Source organism: Paenibacillus sp. 10L310, assembly GCF_056395745.1.
The window spans coordinates 88,068-105,986 of sequence record NZ_JBFTKC010000003.1; the positions used below are offsets into that span (position 1 = coordinate 88,068).

Genomic DNA, 17,919 nt, shown 5'->3' on the forward strand with positions numbered 1-17,919 from the left:
AACTTCCTTTCTGATAGTGATCTTCCTATGTTTTTGATACAAAATTCATAACCTCAAGATACATAAACTAGCACACCCATGTATATCAACTAAGTTGGTCTATACTCTCCTTGAAAATTAAATTGATAGCTTTCATCTACACGGATATATCCGAGAATACAATGTCCTCTTTCTCTGTATAAAACGCTAAAGTAGTTTTTATTGTCTGTGTTCCCCTCTGCAACCAATAATTGATCACCGTCACAGGCCAAAACAATTCCAATGTGATCGTGAGAATTATCCGTTAAGAGCTTCTCATAAATGACTATATCACCACGCTCTGGTTCAAATCCTTCTTGCATATCCCGATAAAAGAATTCTGTTTCAGCTAGCTGAGCCCAGTCCAACCAAGCACCCACCCCAGCTAATCGATACATTCGATTAGGATATCTAATAGGGAGTTTTATTCCAACTTTCATACAACAATGATATACGAATGCGGCACACCAATTGGCTTCAAGTACTTTACAGATATCAGAATCCGGCCAATAACTGCAAATTTCCTGATATCGTTGATCCCCTGAAGTACCATTAATATTTTGCCTTGCCAGCGTTTCTGCTAAATCAGCTAACTTAGAACGCCGCTCTTCAGTATTTATGTGAACTGTTTGCACATTAACATTAACGTCTGCTTTTATATTCTCCTTCGAAATCCCCAATTCAGTAAATACATTCTGTATTCTACTTATCTCTGCCTTTGATAAGTTTCTATTTGGATTCTGGAAGTATATCTGAAACAGTATGGCATCTTTAATAACTTCTTCATATGGGCCATGAACTAGATGTGTATCTTCCTGATAAAAGATTGATTTAAGAATGATAGACAATTCATCTGTCGTAAAAATTTCAGCACTGCGTAATATCGGTCTAACAGCATCCGCACTATTAGGACCAGGAAAGTCTTCGATTCCTGTTTTGTAGAAATAAAAACCGTGGAGTAACCCTGCAATCGCAGTAATTTCCGAATCCTGTACTCTTTTCATAGCAAGCATGGAAGCAAAATTAGAAACCTCATAAAGATGAACCAACATACCTTCCTTGTTAATACTTTCCTCAAGAAGCATTTCATGAACGAGACTACGAACAGTGTCCAGCCGTTTAGATTTCTTTCCTGAACTCAAACTTTGGCCTCCTTACCTTTCTTGAATGGGTCAGATTCGGCTTTATTCCTAGACCCATATCTATGATGAATCTGTAAATACACTGTAATATGTAACATGCTTAAATATTATTCTTATCGCTGAACTCAATGCAAAAAGGTTGCATCTCAGGTTTTAAACAATACTCTATTCTTTCTCTGAAGTTTTTCCATTCGACTTTTAAAATGGCTTCTTCGATCGGAAAGAAACCAGACTCTAAACTCTCCGTTGATGTGATTAATTCTCCTCCTATTGGTTTGGCTAGAAATAATGTGTTACATATTGAATTTTCGATATTCTGAAATATTCCACAGAATTTGATAATTTCAATGTCGATACCGGACTCCTCTTTCGTTTCTCGGATCGCAGCTTGACTTAGAGATTCTCCTTCTTCCACTTGACCACCTGGCATTTCCCATCCTCTTCGTGGTCCTCTAATAAGTAATAATTCATTTTTGTCGTTTATCACGATTGCAGCGGCAGATAAGATATGTTTTGGAGGGCTCATTTATTCGACTCCTTCTAGAGAGATTAATATACGTTTGAAGAACAATTTATAGCCAGACTAAAAGAAGTTATATATCCCGTCTTCAAAATAATTATATTCTTCATCCGTTATTCTTAACTTTCCATACCCGTTATAAAATATTTCTCTATCTCTTTCATTGTCAAACGCATTATGTTTCGGTCTAATAGCTAATGCTACATCATATCTTGGGTCGCCATAAGCTGCTCCTGCCCAGTCAATAACTCCAACAATATTGCAATCATTAACTAGCACATTATCTATAGTAAAATCTCCATGAATGAAAGTGTTCTCTACTGGTTTTGGTCTTGCTTCTTTCAACTGTTGAAGTAATTCTGCTGATCCGTCTATAGCAAAGTGAGTTAGATTATATTCTGCTTTGTTAAGCATTGTATCTAACCAAGGACTGTCATTGTTCAATAATTCAACAGGACAAGAGCATTCATGTATTTTCTTTAAACAAAGCCCAAAGTTAAAAATCGCTTTTTCTTTACTTTGGAGGTCAGGCATCTTAGAGAGAAATTCTCTTAAACTTATTCCATCAATATAATCCATCAGAAGCCATCTCGATGTGTCCTCAGTATGAAATGAATATACCTCTGGAACAGGGAGTCCCGTATGGTAAAGGTATTGGAGCACCTTATATTCATCGGATAACCATTCATTATAAAGATCGTTTTCTGTCTTCTTGATGATGTACTTTTGGTCGAACGTATCCAGTATAGCCACAGTAGAAGTATGACCTTGCTTAGGAAAAGTGATTTTCTGGACTTCCCCTATATGTTCTTTTATTTCAATTGGGAGATCTTGAATATTCATAGTTTTGTCCTTTCTACAATTTCACGCCCTTTCTCTTTCAGATAAAGTCAATAAAAAAATCCACATTTTGAGTGATTCACCTTAATTATTTCTATAATAACCCATGCTGCAATATTTGCGTAGTACATTTAAAAGCGCATACATTTCTCTCCAAATCAAAAAGAACACTCCCGCAGGAGCATTCTCCGTGAATCATTAGTCTAAGTGTACATCAGATCCATCTTACTACACTTTTCTCTCACATACGTTTGTAGTTGTACAAACTGATTCATTGCTTCTCATCTGAGTTCTATTTAGATGGAACTAAAGAAACGACTCGCTAGAACCTGACGCAGAGCAGATCTATGATTGTCAAAGGCACTCTTACTTGTTATTACGATGGTTATACGTAATAGATATACGCTTTCACATTATTCTCTGTTTTACCACCCTCGCCTTCATCAAAAGTGCTTATAGCATCATTATCAGTAGGGAGAGAAACAGTAACCTCGTAACTTTCAGTAACAGTTGTTTCACTGTCTGCGTTTTGAGTTCTCAATAATCCATTAGAATTAGTTTGAGTTGACACTTGTTTCACATTTTTAAGTTCGACATCAACTTTGTTTCCATTTTCATCAGTTACTAAAGCATTGAATTCAAATCGAGGCGGAGATGGAGTACCATCTGGTGATGCAGTCGTGGCTGTTGGTTTGGCAGTAACCCCAAAAATTAATCCTAAAGTCAGAGCAAGCAATCCTAATTTCTTCTTCACTTATTGACCCTTTTTTTACATTATAATATTACCCTAAATTTTCTTTGGTAAAGCTGACATTATAGAGAATCCTAAGATTACACTAGCCACAATCACTAAATAGTCATTAACAACAATATATTGATATACAGAATCATTTAACCATCCAAATGAGGCCCATACATAACTTAAAGAAACAATAAGAGCCGGTAAAGTTATCAGTAGGAAACCCGATGTGTCCTGTTGTTTTGTTGATCTCAATTGTCCTCTAATCCTTAATCCAAGAACCACACCAATACCTCCGAAGAAAACAATTGGTATAATTGTTATCAAAAAAGGACTAACATCAAATCTCGTTCTGGCTTGCGTAAGTTGGTTATTGAGTAACATAGATCCAACTGCGAATAAAACAATAATTAAAATAAGGTAAGTCAAATTTTTGAGAACTCCATTTGCTTTAGTTTCCATTTAAGTATTCCCCTATCTTCTGTCGGATATCCTAACTTTAACATTTGTGGGATTTAAAATCCAAATAATAAAAAATGACTCCTCCAGCTTTATGCCAGTGAAGTCATATTTACCGATGCTATCGGATTTGTTCCTATATCACCATAATTATTCTTTTTGTTCAGATTAGTCTGAGACAATGAACCAATCGAAGTTCTCAGGACCTACACGAATAACAGGTACCAGGCTAGTGCCTATAAAAGCAGTGTACGTCAATTGTAGTAAGAGTGGTGGATTGAAATCTTTTGCTGGAAATGTGATAATCTGTGGTGCCAGAGGGCCAAAGTCATTCGTAGATGTCGCGGAATAAATAACTGATTCAGTTGCTAACGTTCCTCTTACAATAGTAATCGTGATAACAACCGAGATAACACTTTCAAAGTGTCCTTTAATCGCCATAAAAAAATACACCCCCTAGAATTTCATCGGCTAAACCCAGAGGTTTTTCCAATGTCCTATTCTAAGGGGGGTACTTCAGGGGCAAAACGTTGATATATCAGCCTTCTTTGATCCGTTTTGATTACTATGCGTACATCATATCCATATACCCGCGAGTTACTTCTCCGCCTTCGGCTGGTTCGGGCTGGTCTGCCTGTGCGTGTTCTGCCATGCAAGCCTTCACTGCTTCCTCTGTTGTGCAACGATTCGCATCGTCACATATGTAGCATAATTGAAGCATATATCTGGTTAATTCATCCGCCTGCGTGATTTGAGTTTGACCGTTGGTTCTCATCTTCATCACTCCTTCTCTTGTTGAGTTAAATATATCACCTTCTACCGGATTTATTTGTGATTTATTTCACAAACTAAGCAAAAAAGAAAAGGAACCCTTAGGCTCCTCTCCTTTCTCCTATCTATTCACATCGATAACACTCTACGTTTAAAGTACTTTCCAATGTACACCGCCATCTACCGTTTGCAATAACAACGATCTTTTGGCATCTGTATTTTCAACCAATATCCAGCCAAGCTTGGGGTTAACCATCTGCATCTTCACAATCTCCGGATAATCTTCGAGAATTTTCTCCAGTACACTGCTTGCAGGAAGAGCGCTCCACGTTTTGCCCGCATCCTTGGTGTGGTAGGTTATGCCCTTTTGCATCGCCCAACCTTCCGATGCGTTCAGAAATACCGGTGAAAGGTTACGATTCGGACCATTTTGTTTGTTTAAAGTGAAATTGGACAGCTTCCAGCTCTTTCCGCCATCGGTGGTAAAGAATCCATTAAATGTCGTGCTCTCGCCTTTAGAACAGGACATTGACATCCAGGCTGATTGCGCTTCACGTCCAAAAAATTGTGGTGAACTAACACTGAAATTACCACACCCGTTGAATTTGTTTCGGTCAAAGAAGGATGGTCCAGTATTCCAGTTTTCTCCGCCGTCTGATGTTACATATAACTTCGGTGTGCCGAACTCCAGCGCTGTTAAGAAACCATGTTTTGGATCCGAGAAAGTCATGCCCGTGGTGTATCCACGTTTGGAAATCTCTTCTGCTTCCTGTTTGCCATCTTCATCACTGGAAGACATCCGATTCCAGGTAATTCCACCGTCCTCGGTAAAGTAAAGTTTCTTGTCCTGTTTACCAATAGCGGTATCGACCGTGGTGAGAATCCAGCCTTTCTCAGGAGATACAAATGAGATCGCAGTCACTTTATCCGTCTTGGACAGAGAAGACAGACTCCAAGTTACGCCCCCATTGTTGGTGCGAAGCACCATGGTATCTGTTCCACCCATGCCTTCACGAACTATCCAACCATGTGCACGATCTACAAAATAAATGCTTTGTCCATATTTAGGGTTAGCCGGAAACTGTACATTTTCCGAAGGTGAAATATTGGTCCAGGTCTTTCCCTGATCCTGAGTGTAGTACAGGCGCAGCGCATTCCGCGTCACACCCCACGCCAATCCTCCGTTGTCATTGAGCAACTGAAAATCGGTCAAACGGGTCTGTATTTGGTACTTGGCCATATCTGCAGATTCTGTACTGTTCACAGGGGGAACGACAGTTAATGTCTGCCCTGTATTCCCGGCGTCCTCCTGCTGCTGCGGAGGTTCTGCTACCGGAGGTTGATCTGAGTCGGTGCATGCAGCCAATACAGCTGCTATACCTATAGACAGCAATGCTGTCTGCGCGATTTTAATCCATTGCAAACGCAAGTGGGTTCCACCTCTCTCATCCAATATACAGGCGCGCATGCCTGTCCTATGGCGTTTTATTTACGATTCATCAGAATCCACTGCTCCTATTCTACCACAAACCTTATGTAAAAGGCTCATTGCCCACTCATGGTTGGACCGCTCCCTTTTTCCAGTTCATACTCTGGGCTATAGGTCGCACATTTATTACCATTAATTTCATCCTAAACTGTTTTTCGACGGAATACTTGGTAAAAAGACATGAAATGTGAACTATTTTATAGACAACACTCGCTTTATATTCTCTAATCCCTTAATATGGATGGGAGTATAACCCAAAAAGGAGAGGATATTGAACATGACAAATAGTGCAGCTCTGAAACCAAGTCGTGTCGTGATTGTAGGCATGGGTGCGGTGGGAACAACAACGGGATACACGCTAATGTTGAGACAGCGTTCGTCCGAGTTGGTATTTGTGGATGTGAATCATGATAAAGCAACCGGCGAAATGCTGGATATGAACCACGGTCTTCCATTTACGGGAGGCGTGAAAGTATGGGCTGGCGATTATTCCGACTGCAAAGATGCAGATATCATTATTATTACAGCCGGCGCTTCCCAGAAGCCGGGCGAAACCCGGATTGATCTGCTGAAGAAAAATGCAAGCATTTTCAAAGATATTATCGAGCGTATTACTGAAGTGAATTCTCATGGTATTTTGCTGATTGCAACCAATCCTGTAGATATTTTGTCCTATACTTCATGGAAACAAAGTGGATGGCCTGCTTCACGTGTCATCGGTTCAGGTACATTGCTCGATAGCGCACGTTTCCGTTACCTGATTGGTAAAAATAAAGGGATCGACCCGCGTAGTATTCACGCACACATTATTGGTGAGCATGGAGATTCCGAAGTACCGGTATGGAGCCTGGCTAACGTTGCAGGAACAGATCTGGAATTGGATGAAGAAACACAACAGGATATCTTCGACCGTACCAAAAATGCAGCGTATGAGATTATTAATGCCAAAGGCGCGACTTCCTATGCAATCGCCCTTGCTCTGGACCGCATTGTAGCTGCAATTCTCGGCAACGAAGGCTCCGTTCTGAACGTATCCACGTACCTTGAAGATTACAATGGTGTATCGGATGTTTATCTAGGCGTTCCTTGTGTCGTAGATCGCAACGGTGTGCGCGAAATTCTGCCTCTTCCGTTGAATGAAACCGAAAAAGTGGCTTTCCAGGCTTCTGCTAACAAATTAAAAGAACAGATCGCTGGACTCGAGTAATTCAATCGCGCAATCATTCATATCGTGAACGATTTAGCACGTTAAAAGTTGTAAATTAAGATATCTGTCTTAGCCAAAAGGGCCATTTGTTTCTTCTAAAGAGAAGAGGCGAATGGTTCTTTTGTTTGATTTCTATTATAGGCCAATTTAGATTTCAGATATTAGTTTACATAATATTAATTATGTTTAAATATCCACCATCCAAATCAATAACAAAAAAGCCTGTCACTTGGACAGACTCCTTTTCGGGTTAAATATTAGCTTTTCACTTCTAATATGTCGGAAGTTTAACGTCCAGCAAAGCCATAGCCTCTTCTTTCTCCCTACTGGTGACGTGTGTGTACACGGTTGTTGTTTGAATCGATGCATGACCAAGTAGCTCCTGCACGGTACGCAGATCGGCTCCACGCCGTAACATCATGGTCGCGAAGGAGTGACGCAGCTTATGACTGGAGTAGTTTTGACGTTGATTGGCTGGTGATTCCTGCTGGAAACGTTCAAAGGTTTCTGTAGATATGAGCTGGATGCTGCGAATCGACAGTCTCTTCCCTTTCTGCGAGACAAATAACGCTTCCTCTTTTGGCCGCCAAGGATCGAGACGCTCAGCCATCGCTTGAGATAATACTTTTGCCACAGTCTCCGGTACAGGGAGCGAGCGCCATTTACGACCTTTACCAAATACATCCAATGTACGCCGCTCCGCGTTATAGTCTTTGCAATCCAACGCATGCACTTCTCCAACCCGTAATCCCATATATCCCATCAATAGAAAAACAGCCAGATTACGTGTACGATACTTGCCTTCTACCGACTCCAGAAAACGTGTCAGCCCACTTTCATCAAGGAAAACGGGCGCACGGTTTTTCTCGGTTTTGGATTTTTTGATCCCAAACGCCGGATTCTTGGTTAACAATTCGAGTTCAATGAGGGACTTGTAAAAACAGTTCACCGCCGCATGTTTGCGATTTCTCGTGGCATCACTAACCCCACGCTCCCGGGCACGGGACAGAAAAGACAGCACATGCAGCTTTTTGACCTGCTCCAGTGACTTTCCTTGAATGGAGACCAGGAATTCCACCACGTCACCCGTGTATGATTTTACTGTATGGCCTGTATATCCGGCGTCCTTCATCCATATGTGAAAAGCTTCAAGCTCGTCCGCATATTGCTCCTGAATCTCCTCGGTCATCATCTGTCTACGTCACCTCAATTCGGTTCTTTATAAATTGACTAAGATTATTTACACGGGCACTGCGATGACAGAACAACCTTCCAATCGCTATTATCCCCAGATTTTTCTGATTCCCTTTTCTCAAGGGGGAAATCCGTGGATAAAGGCGAAGCGTATGCTTCCGAAGTAGCTTTCTTGCAGAAAACTTTTAGCTTCACTTTTTCAGGTTCTTTCTGTCCTCTCCGTTTTCGTGTAAATGATTAGTTCAATGTATATATTTATTATAAAGCAGTGCTCTACGCTTCATCCACAATGACAACATCAATCAGCGGAATGATCGCTTCGGGTTTGCCTTGACTACGGGTAAGTACAAACGATGGCAATGGATTCTCGTGCAGACCATTCACGGATTCGCATATCTGAGTATACAAATCCATGTGCAACGTCTCGCCTTCACCCGCCACATCAATGACAGGCCAATCGTTCTGAACGCAAGCAGGCCAGTAAGCCAGTTCGTTCGCCGGCACAATGCTTAATTGTTGAATGGACGGATCAATACGGTAGATCCCTTGCCGTTCAGGTTCATCGCCCAGCTTGTCCACGGCAAGTATTCGAGCAGACTGCTCATCTGGTGCAGAATAGAGTGAATAACACCACGGAGTCACGCCCCAGGCAATCGCCATCAGCCCCTCATCCAGCAAAGTATCCGACAAGTTTCCTTCAGCAAATTGTTCGATCAGATTATGGTTACCCGGTCCCATCAGTGCCTCTACGCGTTCAGCGAGTCGAGGCAGGTCAGCGAGAATAAATCCTCCTCTCCCGTAGGAGTCAAACACATGATGGTTTCTGCTCCACACAGCTTGAGATGGTGAACTCAACGACGCTGCTTCTGCCGGGAAAAGCGATATATATACGGTGATAACTTGCGCATACTTAACCATTGCAAGTTGTTCAGGTTCGAGTGTACCTTCAGCAATACGAGGTGTTTTCATATGCAGGGAGATTCGAAGTTCGTATTCCCCCTCTTGAAATGCTTCCCAACCAAGATTAACAGACTGTTCAACGCCTTCAATAGATGCAATGGAGATTGAGCTATCCGGTTTCAGGTTAACAGCATACTGCACGTATGCCAGCTCCTGACCATAGATGATATTGGCATCCTGACGATTGACCGGTGAGTCCAACTGTTGTGCAATGACAGATACTTTACGTCCATCCTTCAGAAGGCGCTGCGGATCAATATCTAACTGTAGGTCACCTGCACCTCCTGATTGTGAAACAACTAATTGTGCCTCTGCAAGTACGGATGAGTCAGCTAATGCAAATCCAAAAGCTGCATTTTGATGATCTGAATTCGTATGTAATGGTGTGTTCATGATACATCCCCTCTCTTATGTCTGATGGCATGTCACATCCCCAAATATATTTCATATTTGGCTTAGCCGCAACCCCGCCCCCGTGATTAACTTGGTTACGTCCCTTATTACTTACCCATATATGAAGAAAATCCCAACCTTCCCCTGCTGTTATCATCCTTTATCTTTCTATATAAAAAAATCCCCATCCCGCTTCGCCTAAGCGATACGAAATGAGGAAAAATGAAGATATTCTCGGTTAAAGATGTTCTCGACTAATCTAATTATCCTTTGCTCTGAAAGCACTCGAGATCCGGCGTTTCGGATTCAGATGACTGTAATGCCTTCCATACGCAAAGTAGATAATTAATCCAATGATCAACCAAGCAAAAAACGTAATCCATGTCAGCGCTGCAAGGCGTGTCATTAAGTATACACAACCCAAGGCACTCAGAATCGGAATCAGCGGCACAAGTGGAACGCGAAATCCGCGTTTGAGATCCGGGTTATTTTTACGCAATACGATAATGCCCAGACTTACAACTGCAAAAGCAAACAACGTTCCGATGTTCGTAAGCTCCGCCAAATGTCCCAACGAGATGAACCCGGAGAACAGAGCCACGATAATGCCTGCAACCCATGTCCCTACCGCTGGTGTCTGACTCTTGCCACTAACTTTGGAAAAGACAGGTGACAGCAGTCCGTCACGAGACATGGAATAGAGCAGACGTGTCTGACCATACATCATGACCAGCAATACGGTCGTAATGCCGGCAATCGCTCCAAGAGATACAATCCAGGACAATCCCTTCAATTGAACAAATTCAAATGCAAACGCAACTGGATCACTTACATTCAACATGTTATAAGGCACAATCCCTGTGAGGATCAATGATACAACAATGTAGAGAACGGTACAAATTGCCAGTGACGCAATAATTCCAATCGGCAAATCCCGTTGTGGCTGCTTAACTTCTTCTGCCGCTGTGGAGACCGCATCAAATCCGATGTAGGCAAAAAATACCGTCGCTGCTCCAGCTGTTACGCCTGAGATACCAAAAGGCAAAAATGGCTGCCAGTTGGTTGGCTCTACATAGAAAACACCTACACCAATGAAGATCAGCACCACGATAATTTTAATCGCTACCATGATGCCGTTCGCACGAGCAGCTTCCTTCACCCCTCGGGTAAGCAGGAAAGTGATAATTAACGTAATGACCGCCGCCGTGATGTCAAAATAGGTTCCCTTTTCCGGGCTGAACGCACTCGTAAGAGCATGTGGTAACTCCAGCCCGAATCCGGACAATAACGTTTGGAAATATCCAGACCATCCACTGGCTACCGCCGCACTCGCGAATCCATACTCTAATATCAGATCCCATCCCAGAATCCAGGCAATCACTTCGCCAAAAGCCGTATAGCTATACGTGTACGCACTACCCGAGGCCGGTATGCTTGATGCAAATTCCGAGTAACATAATGCAGCGAATGCACATATGATACCTGCCAGCAAAAATGACAGTACAAGGCCCGGGCCGGCATACGTTGCGGCAGCTACACCAGTCAACACAAAAATCCCTGTGCCGATAATGGCACCCACCCCAAGTGTGGTTAAGTCCAACGGACCGAGCGCCCTTTTCAATGCACTGCTGTTATCGCCCCCGGAGGCAATTGGTTTTTTACGAAATAATGAAGATCGTTGTTTGTTCTCACGCATAGTCATGTTCCTCTCGTCATGAATCTTGATTGTGCTATGGATGTAGTAGCGATTGGATGGCTTCCCAACTGTTCTATGAAAAAGTCATTTGTTCTATCGTATCGATCACCTATAAAAACCTATCGAATTCTACACGTTATCGCGTTGCTTGGTTAAATTTATTTTTGTAGATCACTTATTTTGTTCTTTTTCCGCGAAATTTATCATGATCTGTTGCACGTGGTTGAATATGAAAATCGATTTAAAACAAAACTGCGTATAATTTATATTATGCGCAGTTTTTATGAGCATAATTTTCTGCGAAAAACATCTCTGGTTCCTTGTTATCTGAAGTTAAGAAAAAGAGAGCTCTTTTCGTCTTTTTCCGCTGTCCCTTCCTCTCTTATCCTGTCTAATTCGACGATATGAAGGGCATGTCAAAGAGCCACATAGCGTTATGCGGCCCTTTATTTCTTACTATAGGTAGAATTGTATATAAAAATACAAACTGACTTCATTTCAGGTTTTTATGAAAAAGTAAATTATGAGAACGTAATTCTCTCCGCGTCCGACATCCGGTATTGGGTTAACAAATAATCTTTGCTCTGCATGGCCGCATGACGAATCGCATCCAGATCAACATTCAACAGCTTACCCTCTCGCTTCACGAGTCTACCTGCCACAAAGACCGTATCCACATTGGATGGATTGGCAAATTGCACAACAGCGCCAATTGGATCATGAACGGGGAACATATTCAGATCGGTGGTACGAATCATGATCAGATCCGCTTCCTTCCCTGGGGTCAACGTACCGACCTTCTGTTCTAATCCCAATGCTTGGGCACCAGCCGAAGTTGCAAATCTCAGCACTTGGCTGGACTGCAAGTTCAACTCACCAGGCATCTCACCCTGCTGCAAAAGTTGTTCATTGGCTCTGGATCGTTCAGCTTGAAGTGCAAACTTCATCTGCGAGAACATATCTCCGCCTGTGGACGTGACCACATCTACACCAAGTGTAGGGGTTCCCCCATGTTCAAGAAAATAACCGGTGGCCGGATATCCATGACCCATCATCATTTCAACCTCAGGTGTGACCGACAAGGAAGCGCCGCTATCTGCCAGCATTTTGTATTCATCCATGCCCATGGTGTTACCATGAACGATATTCACCCGTGGACTTAAGAGTCCCGCTTCGTACAAGTGACTGATCGAGCGATCCACAGATCCCCAACTGCCAAATCCGGCATGCATGGAACAGATCGCATCCAGTTCTTGTGCTAGCTCGATCTCTTTCACGGTTGTATCCCAATGACTGAACTCCGGACCACGAATGGCAAGCCCATAAGTAAGCAATTGATCCCGTGATGAAAAATAACGTTCTTTGACTCTTCTCACATCATTGATCGAATACGTGAGTTGACTATCCCGATTCCAGTAGTCCGTCTCACCAGGGACTCCGTGAGCAAATACCGCCCGAATGCCAGCATCCTGAAGTCCACGAATCAGTTCATCCGTATGGTCAGGGGAATATGGCATGCTCCAATCCATTACTGTCGTCACTCCTGCGTTAAGCGCTTCCAAGGAACCGAGCAGATTGGCAATATAACTATCTTGTGGGCGGAGCTTGCTTCCCATCGCACCATAATAGAGATTTTGCAAATAAACTGGTAACGACCAGTTGGTTCCCGCTGTTTTGACAAGTGATTCCCACATATGCCGATGCGTGTCCACCAGCCCAGGCATAATAATCATCGATGAAGCATCAATGATCTCCGCATCCGGAATATCCAGGTCGGGCTGAACCGCCATGATCAGTGAATCCTGAATCAGAACGTCCGCCCTCTTATACTGTCCAATTTTAGCATCCATCGACAACACACAGCCATTTTTCAACAGATAACTTGTCCGCACAAGAAACATCTCCCATCTATTTTGGTTTGAAAGACGATCACATCCTGCTTACGAATCCATACTGCTTCTGACTATTTTTTCGCTAGTATATATACATTATATAGTTATTGTTAGTATTTATCAATTTTGGGATTTGCGTTTCGCCCGAAATCTTCTAACCTTCATCAGATTGCCACACATCTTATCATCACAGTACTTCTGTGTTCTGCTTCGGGTATCATCATAGAACATCCAGCGACAATCCGAATTATCACAGATCCGAATCCTGCCCCCTTCTCCCTCCACCAAAGTCATGGCAAAATCAGCAGCTACTTCAGCCATAACCTGATGCCAATGCGCTTCCACAGCTACCAGTTGGAGTTTCAGTTCCTGATCAATTGTAGTCAATGTTCTTCTCACATGCCCTGCTTCCATAAAGCCATTCAACCATTGTTTTTCTATATCCGTTAATGATGCTCCAGAAGACACGCGGGCTCCAAGAGCCAACAATTCATTCCTGAAGTTTCTCATCGACAACTCATCTTCTGGAGATGCAGGGACAGAAGCGTTAAGTTGCCATCGTTCCAGAAAATCTTGCTGCCAACTCGCCTTCCCGAGCCTGTCCTCCGATCGATCTCCCCCACGCCAGTCATGATAATCGCTGTTTACAAAATCGGTCCATAACCTGTCCATATATATACCTCCGTTTATGTAACCATCTAAGTAAATAAAGAAGGTTACAACTCGTCTTTGATGTGTTATATTAAGTGTAACCTTATTAATCAATTTTAGCTAGTTACATCACCTATCACAATTATACGCAAGGAGGAAAAGGCAATGACGAACACAACAGCACTAGATGTGTTACTTATTCAAAAGGATGATACTTGGGATCAATGTAATTGGATTGTACCTTTGTCGAAATCCTTGGAGGGTCTTACAGCAGAACAAGCAGCCTGGATTCCACCCTCAGGGGGATTAAGCATCTGGCAGTTGGTTAACCATATGTATTATTACAACCATCGCTTATTATGTCGCATGCAAGGTAAGGAGCCTACCCTTCCTGCTGTAGACTCCAATGAATACACATTTGGGAATCCGGGAGATGCAACGGATGCAGCTGGTTGGAATACACTGATGCAGGGTACAACTCGATTAGCCCAGCAGTTGCGAGATCAATTAGCTGCACTACAAGAGTCTGATCTTGAAGCCGCATATATGGACTCCGAAGAGAAATGGGCACACGAACTAGCTCGCTGGGTACTCCATGATGCGTATCACGCAGGTCAGATCGTGCTCCTTCGCAGACAGCAAGGAAGCTGGAAAATCGTTTTCTAAAAAAAATGCTTGAACTGCTAGCGCTTACAGGAATAAGATGAACTTATTAATGTTACAGCTTGTTCAACACACTATATAATTGAATAGGATCTTCGGGGTAGGGTGCAATTCCCAACCGGCGGTGATGTTCTTCGGAACCAGCCCGCGACTCGCTAATTGTTCTTAACGAAGGACATTCAGCGACTGACTTGGTGTGAATCCAAGGCCGACGGTACAGTCCGGATGAGAGAAGATCAACACATTGACATGCCGTTCACGGGAAGGCCTCTTTCCTGACGCATGTCCTTGGATGAGCCCCCGTTTATTTGGTATATACCAAAACGGGGGCTTTTGTCGATTTTGCCAACTGAAGATTCCGTGTTCTGACGAAGGAGTCCTGAATATGGAAAAGACATCAGCAGCATCACCTGTTTACCGCAAGGAACGAAGTAATACCGGATTCTGGCTTGTAGTTCTCGGCGCCGCCTTATGGGGTGTCGACCCACTCTTCCGCATTATTTTGCTAAATACGATGACATCCACGCAGATTGTACTGGTGGAACATATCATCGTCAGTCTTATTGCCATTCCCGTGCTGTGGAAATTTCGGGCTGATCTGAAAAACCTGCGCGCTCGCCACTGGATTGCCGTGATTTTTATCTCATGGGGAGGATCAGCACTCGCAACGGTATTGTTCACCATGGCACTAACACATAACGATCCGAATACGGTGCTTTTATTGCAAAAAATGCAACCACTCTTCGCTATCGTGCTGGCTAAACTGTTACTAAAAGAAACGTTACCACGTCGCTTCGGTGGATTGTTCTTCATTGCATTAGCAGGAACGTACCTGCTTACATTTGGCTTCACATTGCCATTAGGTAACTGGGACAACTGGATTCATGCTGGAAGCTTGTTATCCCTTGGGGCTGCTGCCCTATGGGGAGGTTCAACCGTTATGGGACGATTGATGCTGGGTCAGGCGCGTTACGAAACCGTCACCTCCCTGCGCTTTGTCGTTGCTCTCCCGCTCCTGATCTTTATGACGTGGAACGAAGGTGCGGCATGGACGTTTCCGTCCGGAACGGGTGAACAGACTGCTGTCATCCTCAACATTCTCGGTCAGGCATTGTTACCTGGTTTGCTCAGTCTTCTGTTGTATTACAAAGGTCTGTCGTCAACCAAAGCATCTGTTGCAACTCTCGCGGAACTCAGCTTCCCGATGGCGGGTGTGTTGGTGAACTGGATTGCTTTCCGTACACTGATTACATGGGAGCAGCTGCTTGGTTTTATTCTGATCTGGGTGGCCCTCTTCGCCATTTCCAGACAGCAGGAAAGATCATCAACTGCGGCCGATGCTGCACCAAAGCTGCGTACAGAATAAGTAGATATATTTGAGGTTCACATATAAACAAATAGTCAAATATAAAATAAAACCATTGCACATCAAATTAGATGAGCATTGGTTTTTTTATTGCCATTACTCGATATTACTCGTTCATTTTCTCAATTAGCAATATGAGCTATTAACCCTTTGCTTTATCTCTATTTCGCAAATGCAAATCCCCCTCTTTTCCCTCCAACCTCATAACGAGTATGCATATCATCGCACTACGTCTCTTCTATCTTTTGTCTTTTGTCTAATCCGGTGGTACGATGACATATGGAATAAACAGATGAAATATATTCAGAGAGGAACGATCATAATGTCTTCATTCTCATATACCTCCTACGACGCCGTAGGTTTGGCTGAACTGATCCGATCCCGGGAAGTATCCCCGGTTGAAATGCTTGAAGCGGCGTTTGCACGCCTTGAAGAAGTGAATCCGCAACTTAATGCGGTTATTCGTACATATGAATCTCGTGCACGGGAGGAAGCCGGTTTGGTTCGACCTGGAGAACAACCTTTTGCCGGCGTTCCCCTGCTCCTGAAAGATATCTCGCAATCCTTGGAAGGTGAATTTCTGACTTCAGGCTCCCGTTTGTTCAGCGAGCATCGTGCATTACGCAATTCCAATTTTGTCACTCGACTCCGTGATGCAGGCTTTATCTTCATAGGACATACCAATACGCCTGAATTTGGTTTGAAAAATATTACCGAGCCCCGTCTTCATGGTCCCACTCGCAATCCATGGAATATCAATCACTCCCCGGGTGGTTCAAGTGGTGGTGCGGCTGCTGCTGTAGCTTCGGGTATTGTTCCTCTTGCCGGAGCCAGTGACGGAGGAGGTTCAATTCGTATCCCGGCTTCCTTTAGCGGATTGTTTGGATTGAAGCCAACCCGCGGGCGCACACCTGTAGGACCGGGAGTTGGTCGTCAATGGCAAGGCGCATCGATTGATTTTGCCCTCTCTCGCTCGGTTCGGGACAGTGCTGCATTGCTTGATACGTTACAAGTCATTCAGCCCGAAGCTGCGTTCCATGCTCCACTCTTTCCAGGCAGTTACTTGGCTGATATGAGCTATCCACATCAACGCAAACTGAAAATTGCATACACAACGGATTCGCCCGTGGGAACACCTGTCAGCGCAGAAGCCAAAGAGTCTGTATACAAGCTCGTTCGCTGGTTGGAAGATCAAGGTCATCATGTTGAAGAAAAACTGAGTCCCGTCAACGGAGTTCGGTTGATGGAGAATTATTACATGATGAACAGCGGTGAGATGGCCGCGATGATCTCTTCCATGGAACGATCCATGGGCCGGGCTCTGACCTCCAATGATATGGAGATTGAATCTTGGGTTCTGGCTGAAGCAGGCAAGAAGGTTTCCGCTGCGGAATTTGTACATAGCTTAGCTGAATGGGATGTAGCTGCAGCTCAGATGTCCACCTTGTTTGAGCGTTATGACTTCTACGTCACACCTGTTAATGCTTTTTCTGCGCCTAAGATTGGTGAATTAACACCTCATGACGAACAGATCCGTAATCTGATGCGAATTAGTGAATTGGACAAGACCCAGCAGCAGCAACTCATCTATGAAATGTTTGAGCCAAGTCTTACGTATACACCCTTCACCCAGCTTGCAAATCTGACAGGTCAGCCTGCGATAAGTGTACCTCTGCATATGACACCTGAAGGGTTGCCAATGGGCGTTCAAGTGATGGCAACCAAGGGACGCGAAGATTGGTTATTACATCTGGCTGGACAGCTTGAACAATCAGACCTCTGGATTGGAATGAGAGGTAATCCACTGTTTCCAGCATAAAGGCATATAATGTGGTTGTGTTTAAATTCACCATTGGATGTTCCTGCCTGAGTAGAGTACGTCACCATAACAGTGCATGAAAGCTTCATCTGCTCCGCAT

At 43.5% G+C, this 17,919-nt stretch carries 17 protein-coding genes and 1 riboswitch; of the genes, 4 read left to right on the top strand and 13 right to left on the bottom strand.

Features of this window, described 5'->3' with window-relative positions:
- Positions 1–89: 89 nt before the first annotated feature.
- The 8 genes from AC1DE7_RS09360 to AC1DE7_RS09395 form a co-directional block, all read right to left on the bottom strand.
- The gene (locus AC1DE7_RS09360; protein ID WP_477534217.1) at positions 90–1,160 is read right to left on the bottom strand and encodes a CHAP domain-containing protein; all 1,071 of its coding nucleotides are present in this window, start codon (positions 1,158–1,160) and stop codon (positions 90–92) included.
- Between the two features lie 100 nt (positions 1,161–1,260).
- Positions 1,261–1,686 (bottom strand): NUDIX hydrolase, encoded by a 426-nt coding sequence (locus tag AC1DE7_RS09365; RefSeq protein WP_127550659.1) that lies wholly within the window; start codon positions 1,684–1,686, stop codon positions 1,261–1,263.
- Positions 1,687–1,743: 57 nt separating this feature from the next.
- A complete protein-coding gene (locus tag AC1DE7_RS09370) occupies positions 1,744–2,523 on the bottom strand; it encodes a phosphotransferase family protein (protein ID WP_127550658.1) in 780 nt (259 codons plus the stop codon).
- Positions 2,524–2,905: 382 nt separating this feature from the next.
- On the bottom strand, positions 2,906–3,274 hold the full coding sequence (locus AC1DE7_RS09375; protein WP_477534218.1) for a hypothetical protein: 369 nt from the start codon (positions 3,272–3,274) through the stop codon (positions 2,906–2,908).
- Positions 3,275–3,307: 33 nt separating this feature from the next.
- Positions 3,308–3,721, bottom strand: coding sequence for a hypothetical protein (locus AC1DE7_RS09380; protein ID WP_477534219.1), 414 nt, complete (start codon positions 3,719–3,721; stop codon positions 3,308–3,310).
- Between the two features lie 165 nt (positions 3,722–3,886).
- Complete coding sequence (locus AC1DE7_RS09385; RefSeq protein ID WP_053061591.1) at positions 3,887–4,159, bottom strand: hypothetical protein; 273 nt, start codon at positions 4,157–4,159, stop codon at positions 3,887–3,889.
- A gap of 124 nt (positions 4,160–4,283) precedes the next feature.
- Complete coding sequence (locus AC1DE7_RS09390; protein WP_477534220.1) at positions 4,284–4,493, bottom strand: hypothetical protein; 210 nt, start codon at positions 4,491–4,493, stop codon at positions 4,284–4,286.
- Positions 4,494–4,640: 147 nt separating this feature from the next.
- Positions 4,641–5,918 (bottom strand): WD40/YVTN/BNR-like repeat-containing protein, encoded by a 1,278-nt coding sequence (locus AC1DE7_RS09395; protein WP_477534221.1) that lies wholly within the window; start codon positions 5,916–5,918, stop codon positions 4,641–4,643.
- 337 nt (positions 5,919–6,255) lie between these two features.
- On the opposite strand from AC1DE7_RS09395, the gene AC1DE7_RS09400 reads away from it, so the two are divergent.
- The gene (locus tag AC1DE7_RS09400) at positions 6,256–7,185 is read left to right on the top strand and encodes an L-lactate dehydrogenase (protein WP_036613729.1); all 930 of its coding nucleotides are present in this window, start codon (positions 6,256–6,258) and stop codon (positions 7,183–7,185) included.
- A gap of 271 nt (positions 7,186–7,456) precedes the next feature.
- Here the strand turns inward: AC1DE7_RS09400 and AC1DE7_RS09405 are convergent, their stop codons facing one another.
- The 5 genes from AC1DE7_RS09405 to AC1DE7_RS09425 all read right to left on the bottom strand — a co-directional run bounded on the left by AC1DE7_RS09405 (position 7,457) and on the right by AC1DE7_RS09425 (position 13,992).
- Entirely contained in the window at positions 7,457–8,377 is a 921-nt protein-coding gene (locus AC1DE7_RS09405; RefSeq protein WP_477534222.1) for a tyrosine-type recombinase/integrase, read from the bottom strand.
- 275 nt (positions 8,378–8,652) lie between these two features.
- Positions 8,653–9,732, bottom strand: coding sequence for a hypothetical protein (locus AC1DE7_RS09410; RefSeq protein WP_477534223.1), 1,080 nt, complete (start codon positions 9,730–9,732; stop codon positions 8,653–8,655).
- Positions 9,733–9,991: 259 nt separating this feature from the next.
- The gene (locus AC1DE7_RS09415; protein ID WP_255319913.1) at positions 9,992–11,428 is read right to left on the bottom strand and encodes an amino acid permease; all 1,437 of its coding nucleotides are present in this window, start codon (positions 11,426–11,428) and stop codon (positions 9,992–9,994) included.
- A gap of 521 nt (positions 11,429–11,949) precedes the next feature.
- Positions 11,950–13,329: an amidohydrolase family protein gene (locus AC1DE7_RS09420; protein WP_477534224.1), complete on the bottom strand. Its 1,380-nt coding sequence runs from the start codon at positions 13,327–13,329 to the stop codon at positions 11,950–11,952.
- 111 nt (positions 13,330–13,440) lie between these two features.
- Positions 13,441–13,992 (bottom strand): CGNR zinc finger domain-containing protein, encoded by a 552-nt coding sequence (locus tag AC1DE7_RS09425; protein ID WP_477534225.1) that lies wholly within the window; start codon positions 13,990–13,992, stop codon positions 13,441–13,443.
- Positions 13,993–14,136: 144 nt separating this feature from the next.
- Here AC1DE7_RS09425 and AC1DE7_RS09430 point away from each other — a divergent pair, with 144 nt between their 5' ends.
- The 3 genes from AC1DE7_RS09430 (at position 14,137) to AC1DE7_RS09440 (ending at position 17,819) form a co-directional block, all read left to right on the top strand.
- Complete coding sequence (locus AC1DE7_RS09430; RefSeq protein WP_036673799.1) at positions 14,137–14,637, top strand: DinB family protein; 501 nt, start codon at positions 14,137–14,139, stop codon at positions 14,635–14,637.
- An 84-nt stretch (positions 14,638–14,721) separates the two neighbouring features.
- Positions 14,722–14,875, top strand: a riboswitch (FMN riboswitch).
- A gap of 144 nt (positions 14,876–15,019) precedes the next feature.
- Positions 15,020–16,000, top strand: coding sequence for a DMT family transporter (locus AC1DE7_RS09435; RefSeq protein WP_047843351.1), 981 nt, complete (start codon positions 15,020–15,022; stop codon positions 15,998–16,000).
- 322 nt (positions 16,001–16,322) lie between these two features.
- Positions 16,323–17,819, top strand: a complete 1,497-nt coding sequence (locus AC1DE7_RS09440; protein WP_477534226.1) for an amidase — start codon at positions 16,323–16,325, stop codon at positions 17,817–17,819.
- Positions 17,820–17,919: the final 100 nt, after the last annotated feature.

Excerpts from the sequence above, each read along its gene's own strand:
- AC1DE7_RS09440 (WP_477534226.1), top strand. The coding sequence starts at position 16,323 with ATGTCTTCATTCTCATATACCTCCTACGACGCCGTAGGTTTGGCTGAA.
- AC1DE7_RS09405 (WP_477534222.1), bottom strand. The coding sequence starts at position 8,377 with ATGATGACCGAGGAGATTCAGGAGCAATATGCGGACGAGCTTGAAGCT.
- AC1DE7_RS09420 (WP_477534224.1), bottom strand. The coding sequence starts at position 13,329 with ATGTTTCTTGTGCGGACAAGTTATCTGTTGAAAAATGGCTGTGTGTTG.
- AC1DE7_RS09415 (WP_255319913.1), bottom strand. The coding sequence starts at position 11,428 with ATGCGTGAGAACAAACAACGATCTTCATTATTTCGTAAAAAACCAATT.
- AC1DE7_RS09390 (WP_477534220.1), bottom strand. The coding sequence starts at position 4,493 with ATGAGAACCAACGGTCAAACTCAAATCACGCAGGCGGATGAATTAACC.
- AC1DE7_RS09400 (WP_036613729.1), top strand. The coding sequence starts at position 6,256 with ATGACAAATAGTGCAGCTCTGAAACCAAGTCGTGTCGTGATTGTAGGC.
- AC1DE7_RS09385 (WP_053061591.1), bottom strand. The coding sequence starts at position 4,159 with ATGGCGATTAAAGGACACTTTGAAAGTGTTATCTCGGTTGTTATCACG.
- AC1DE7_RS09425 (WP_477534225.1), bottom strand. The coding sequence starts at position 13,992 with ATGGACAGGTTATGGACCGATTTTGTAAACAGCGATTATCATGACTGG.
- AC1DE7_RS09380 (WP_477534219.1), bottom strand. The coding sequence starts at position 3,721 with ATGGAAACTAAAGCAAATGGAGTTCTCAAAAATTTGACTTACCTTATT.
- AC1DE7_RS09435 (WP_047843351.1), top strand. The coding sequence starts at position 15,020 with ATGGAAAAGACATCAGCAGCATCACCTGTTTACCGCAAGGAACGAAGT.
- AC1DE7_RS09430 (WP_036673799.1), top strand. The coding sequence starts at position 14,137 with ATGACGAACACAACAGCACTAGATGTGTTACTTATTCAAAAGGATGAT.
- AC1DE7_RS09410 (WP_477534223.1), bottom strand. The coding sequence starts at position 9,732 with ATGAACACACCATTACATACGAATTCAGATCATCAAAATGCAGCTTTT.
- AC1DE7_RS09370 (WP_127550658.1), bottom strand. The coding sequence starts at position 2,523 with ATGAATATTCAAGATCTCCCAATTGAAATAAAAGAACATATAGGGGAA.
- AC1DE7_RS09365 (WP_127550659.1), bottom strand. The coding sequence starts at position 1,686 with ATGAGCCCTCCAAAACATATCTTATCTGCCGCTGCAATCGTGATAAAC.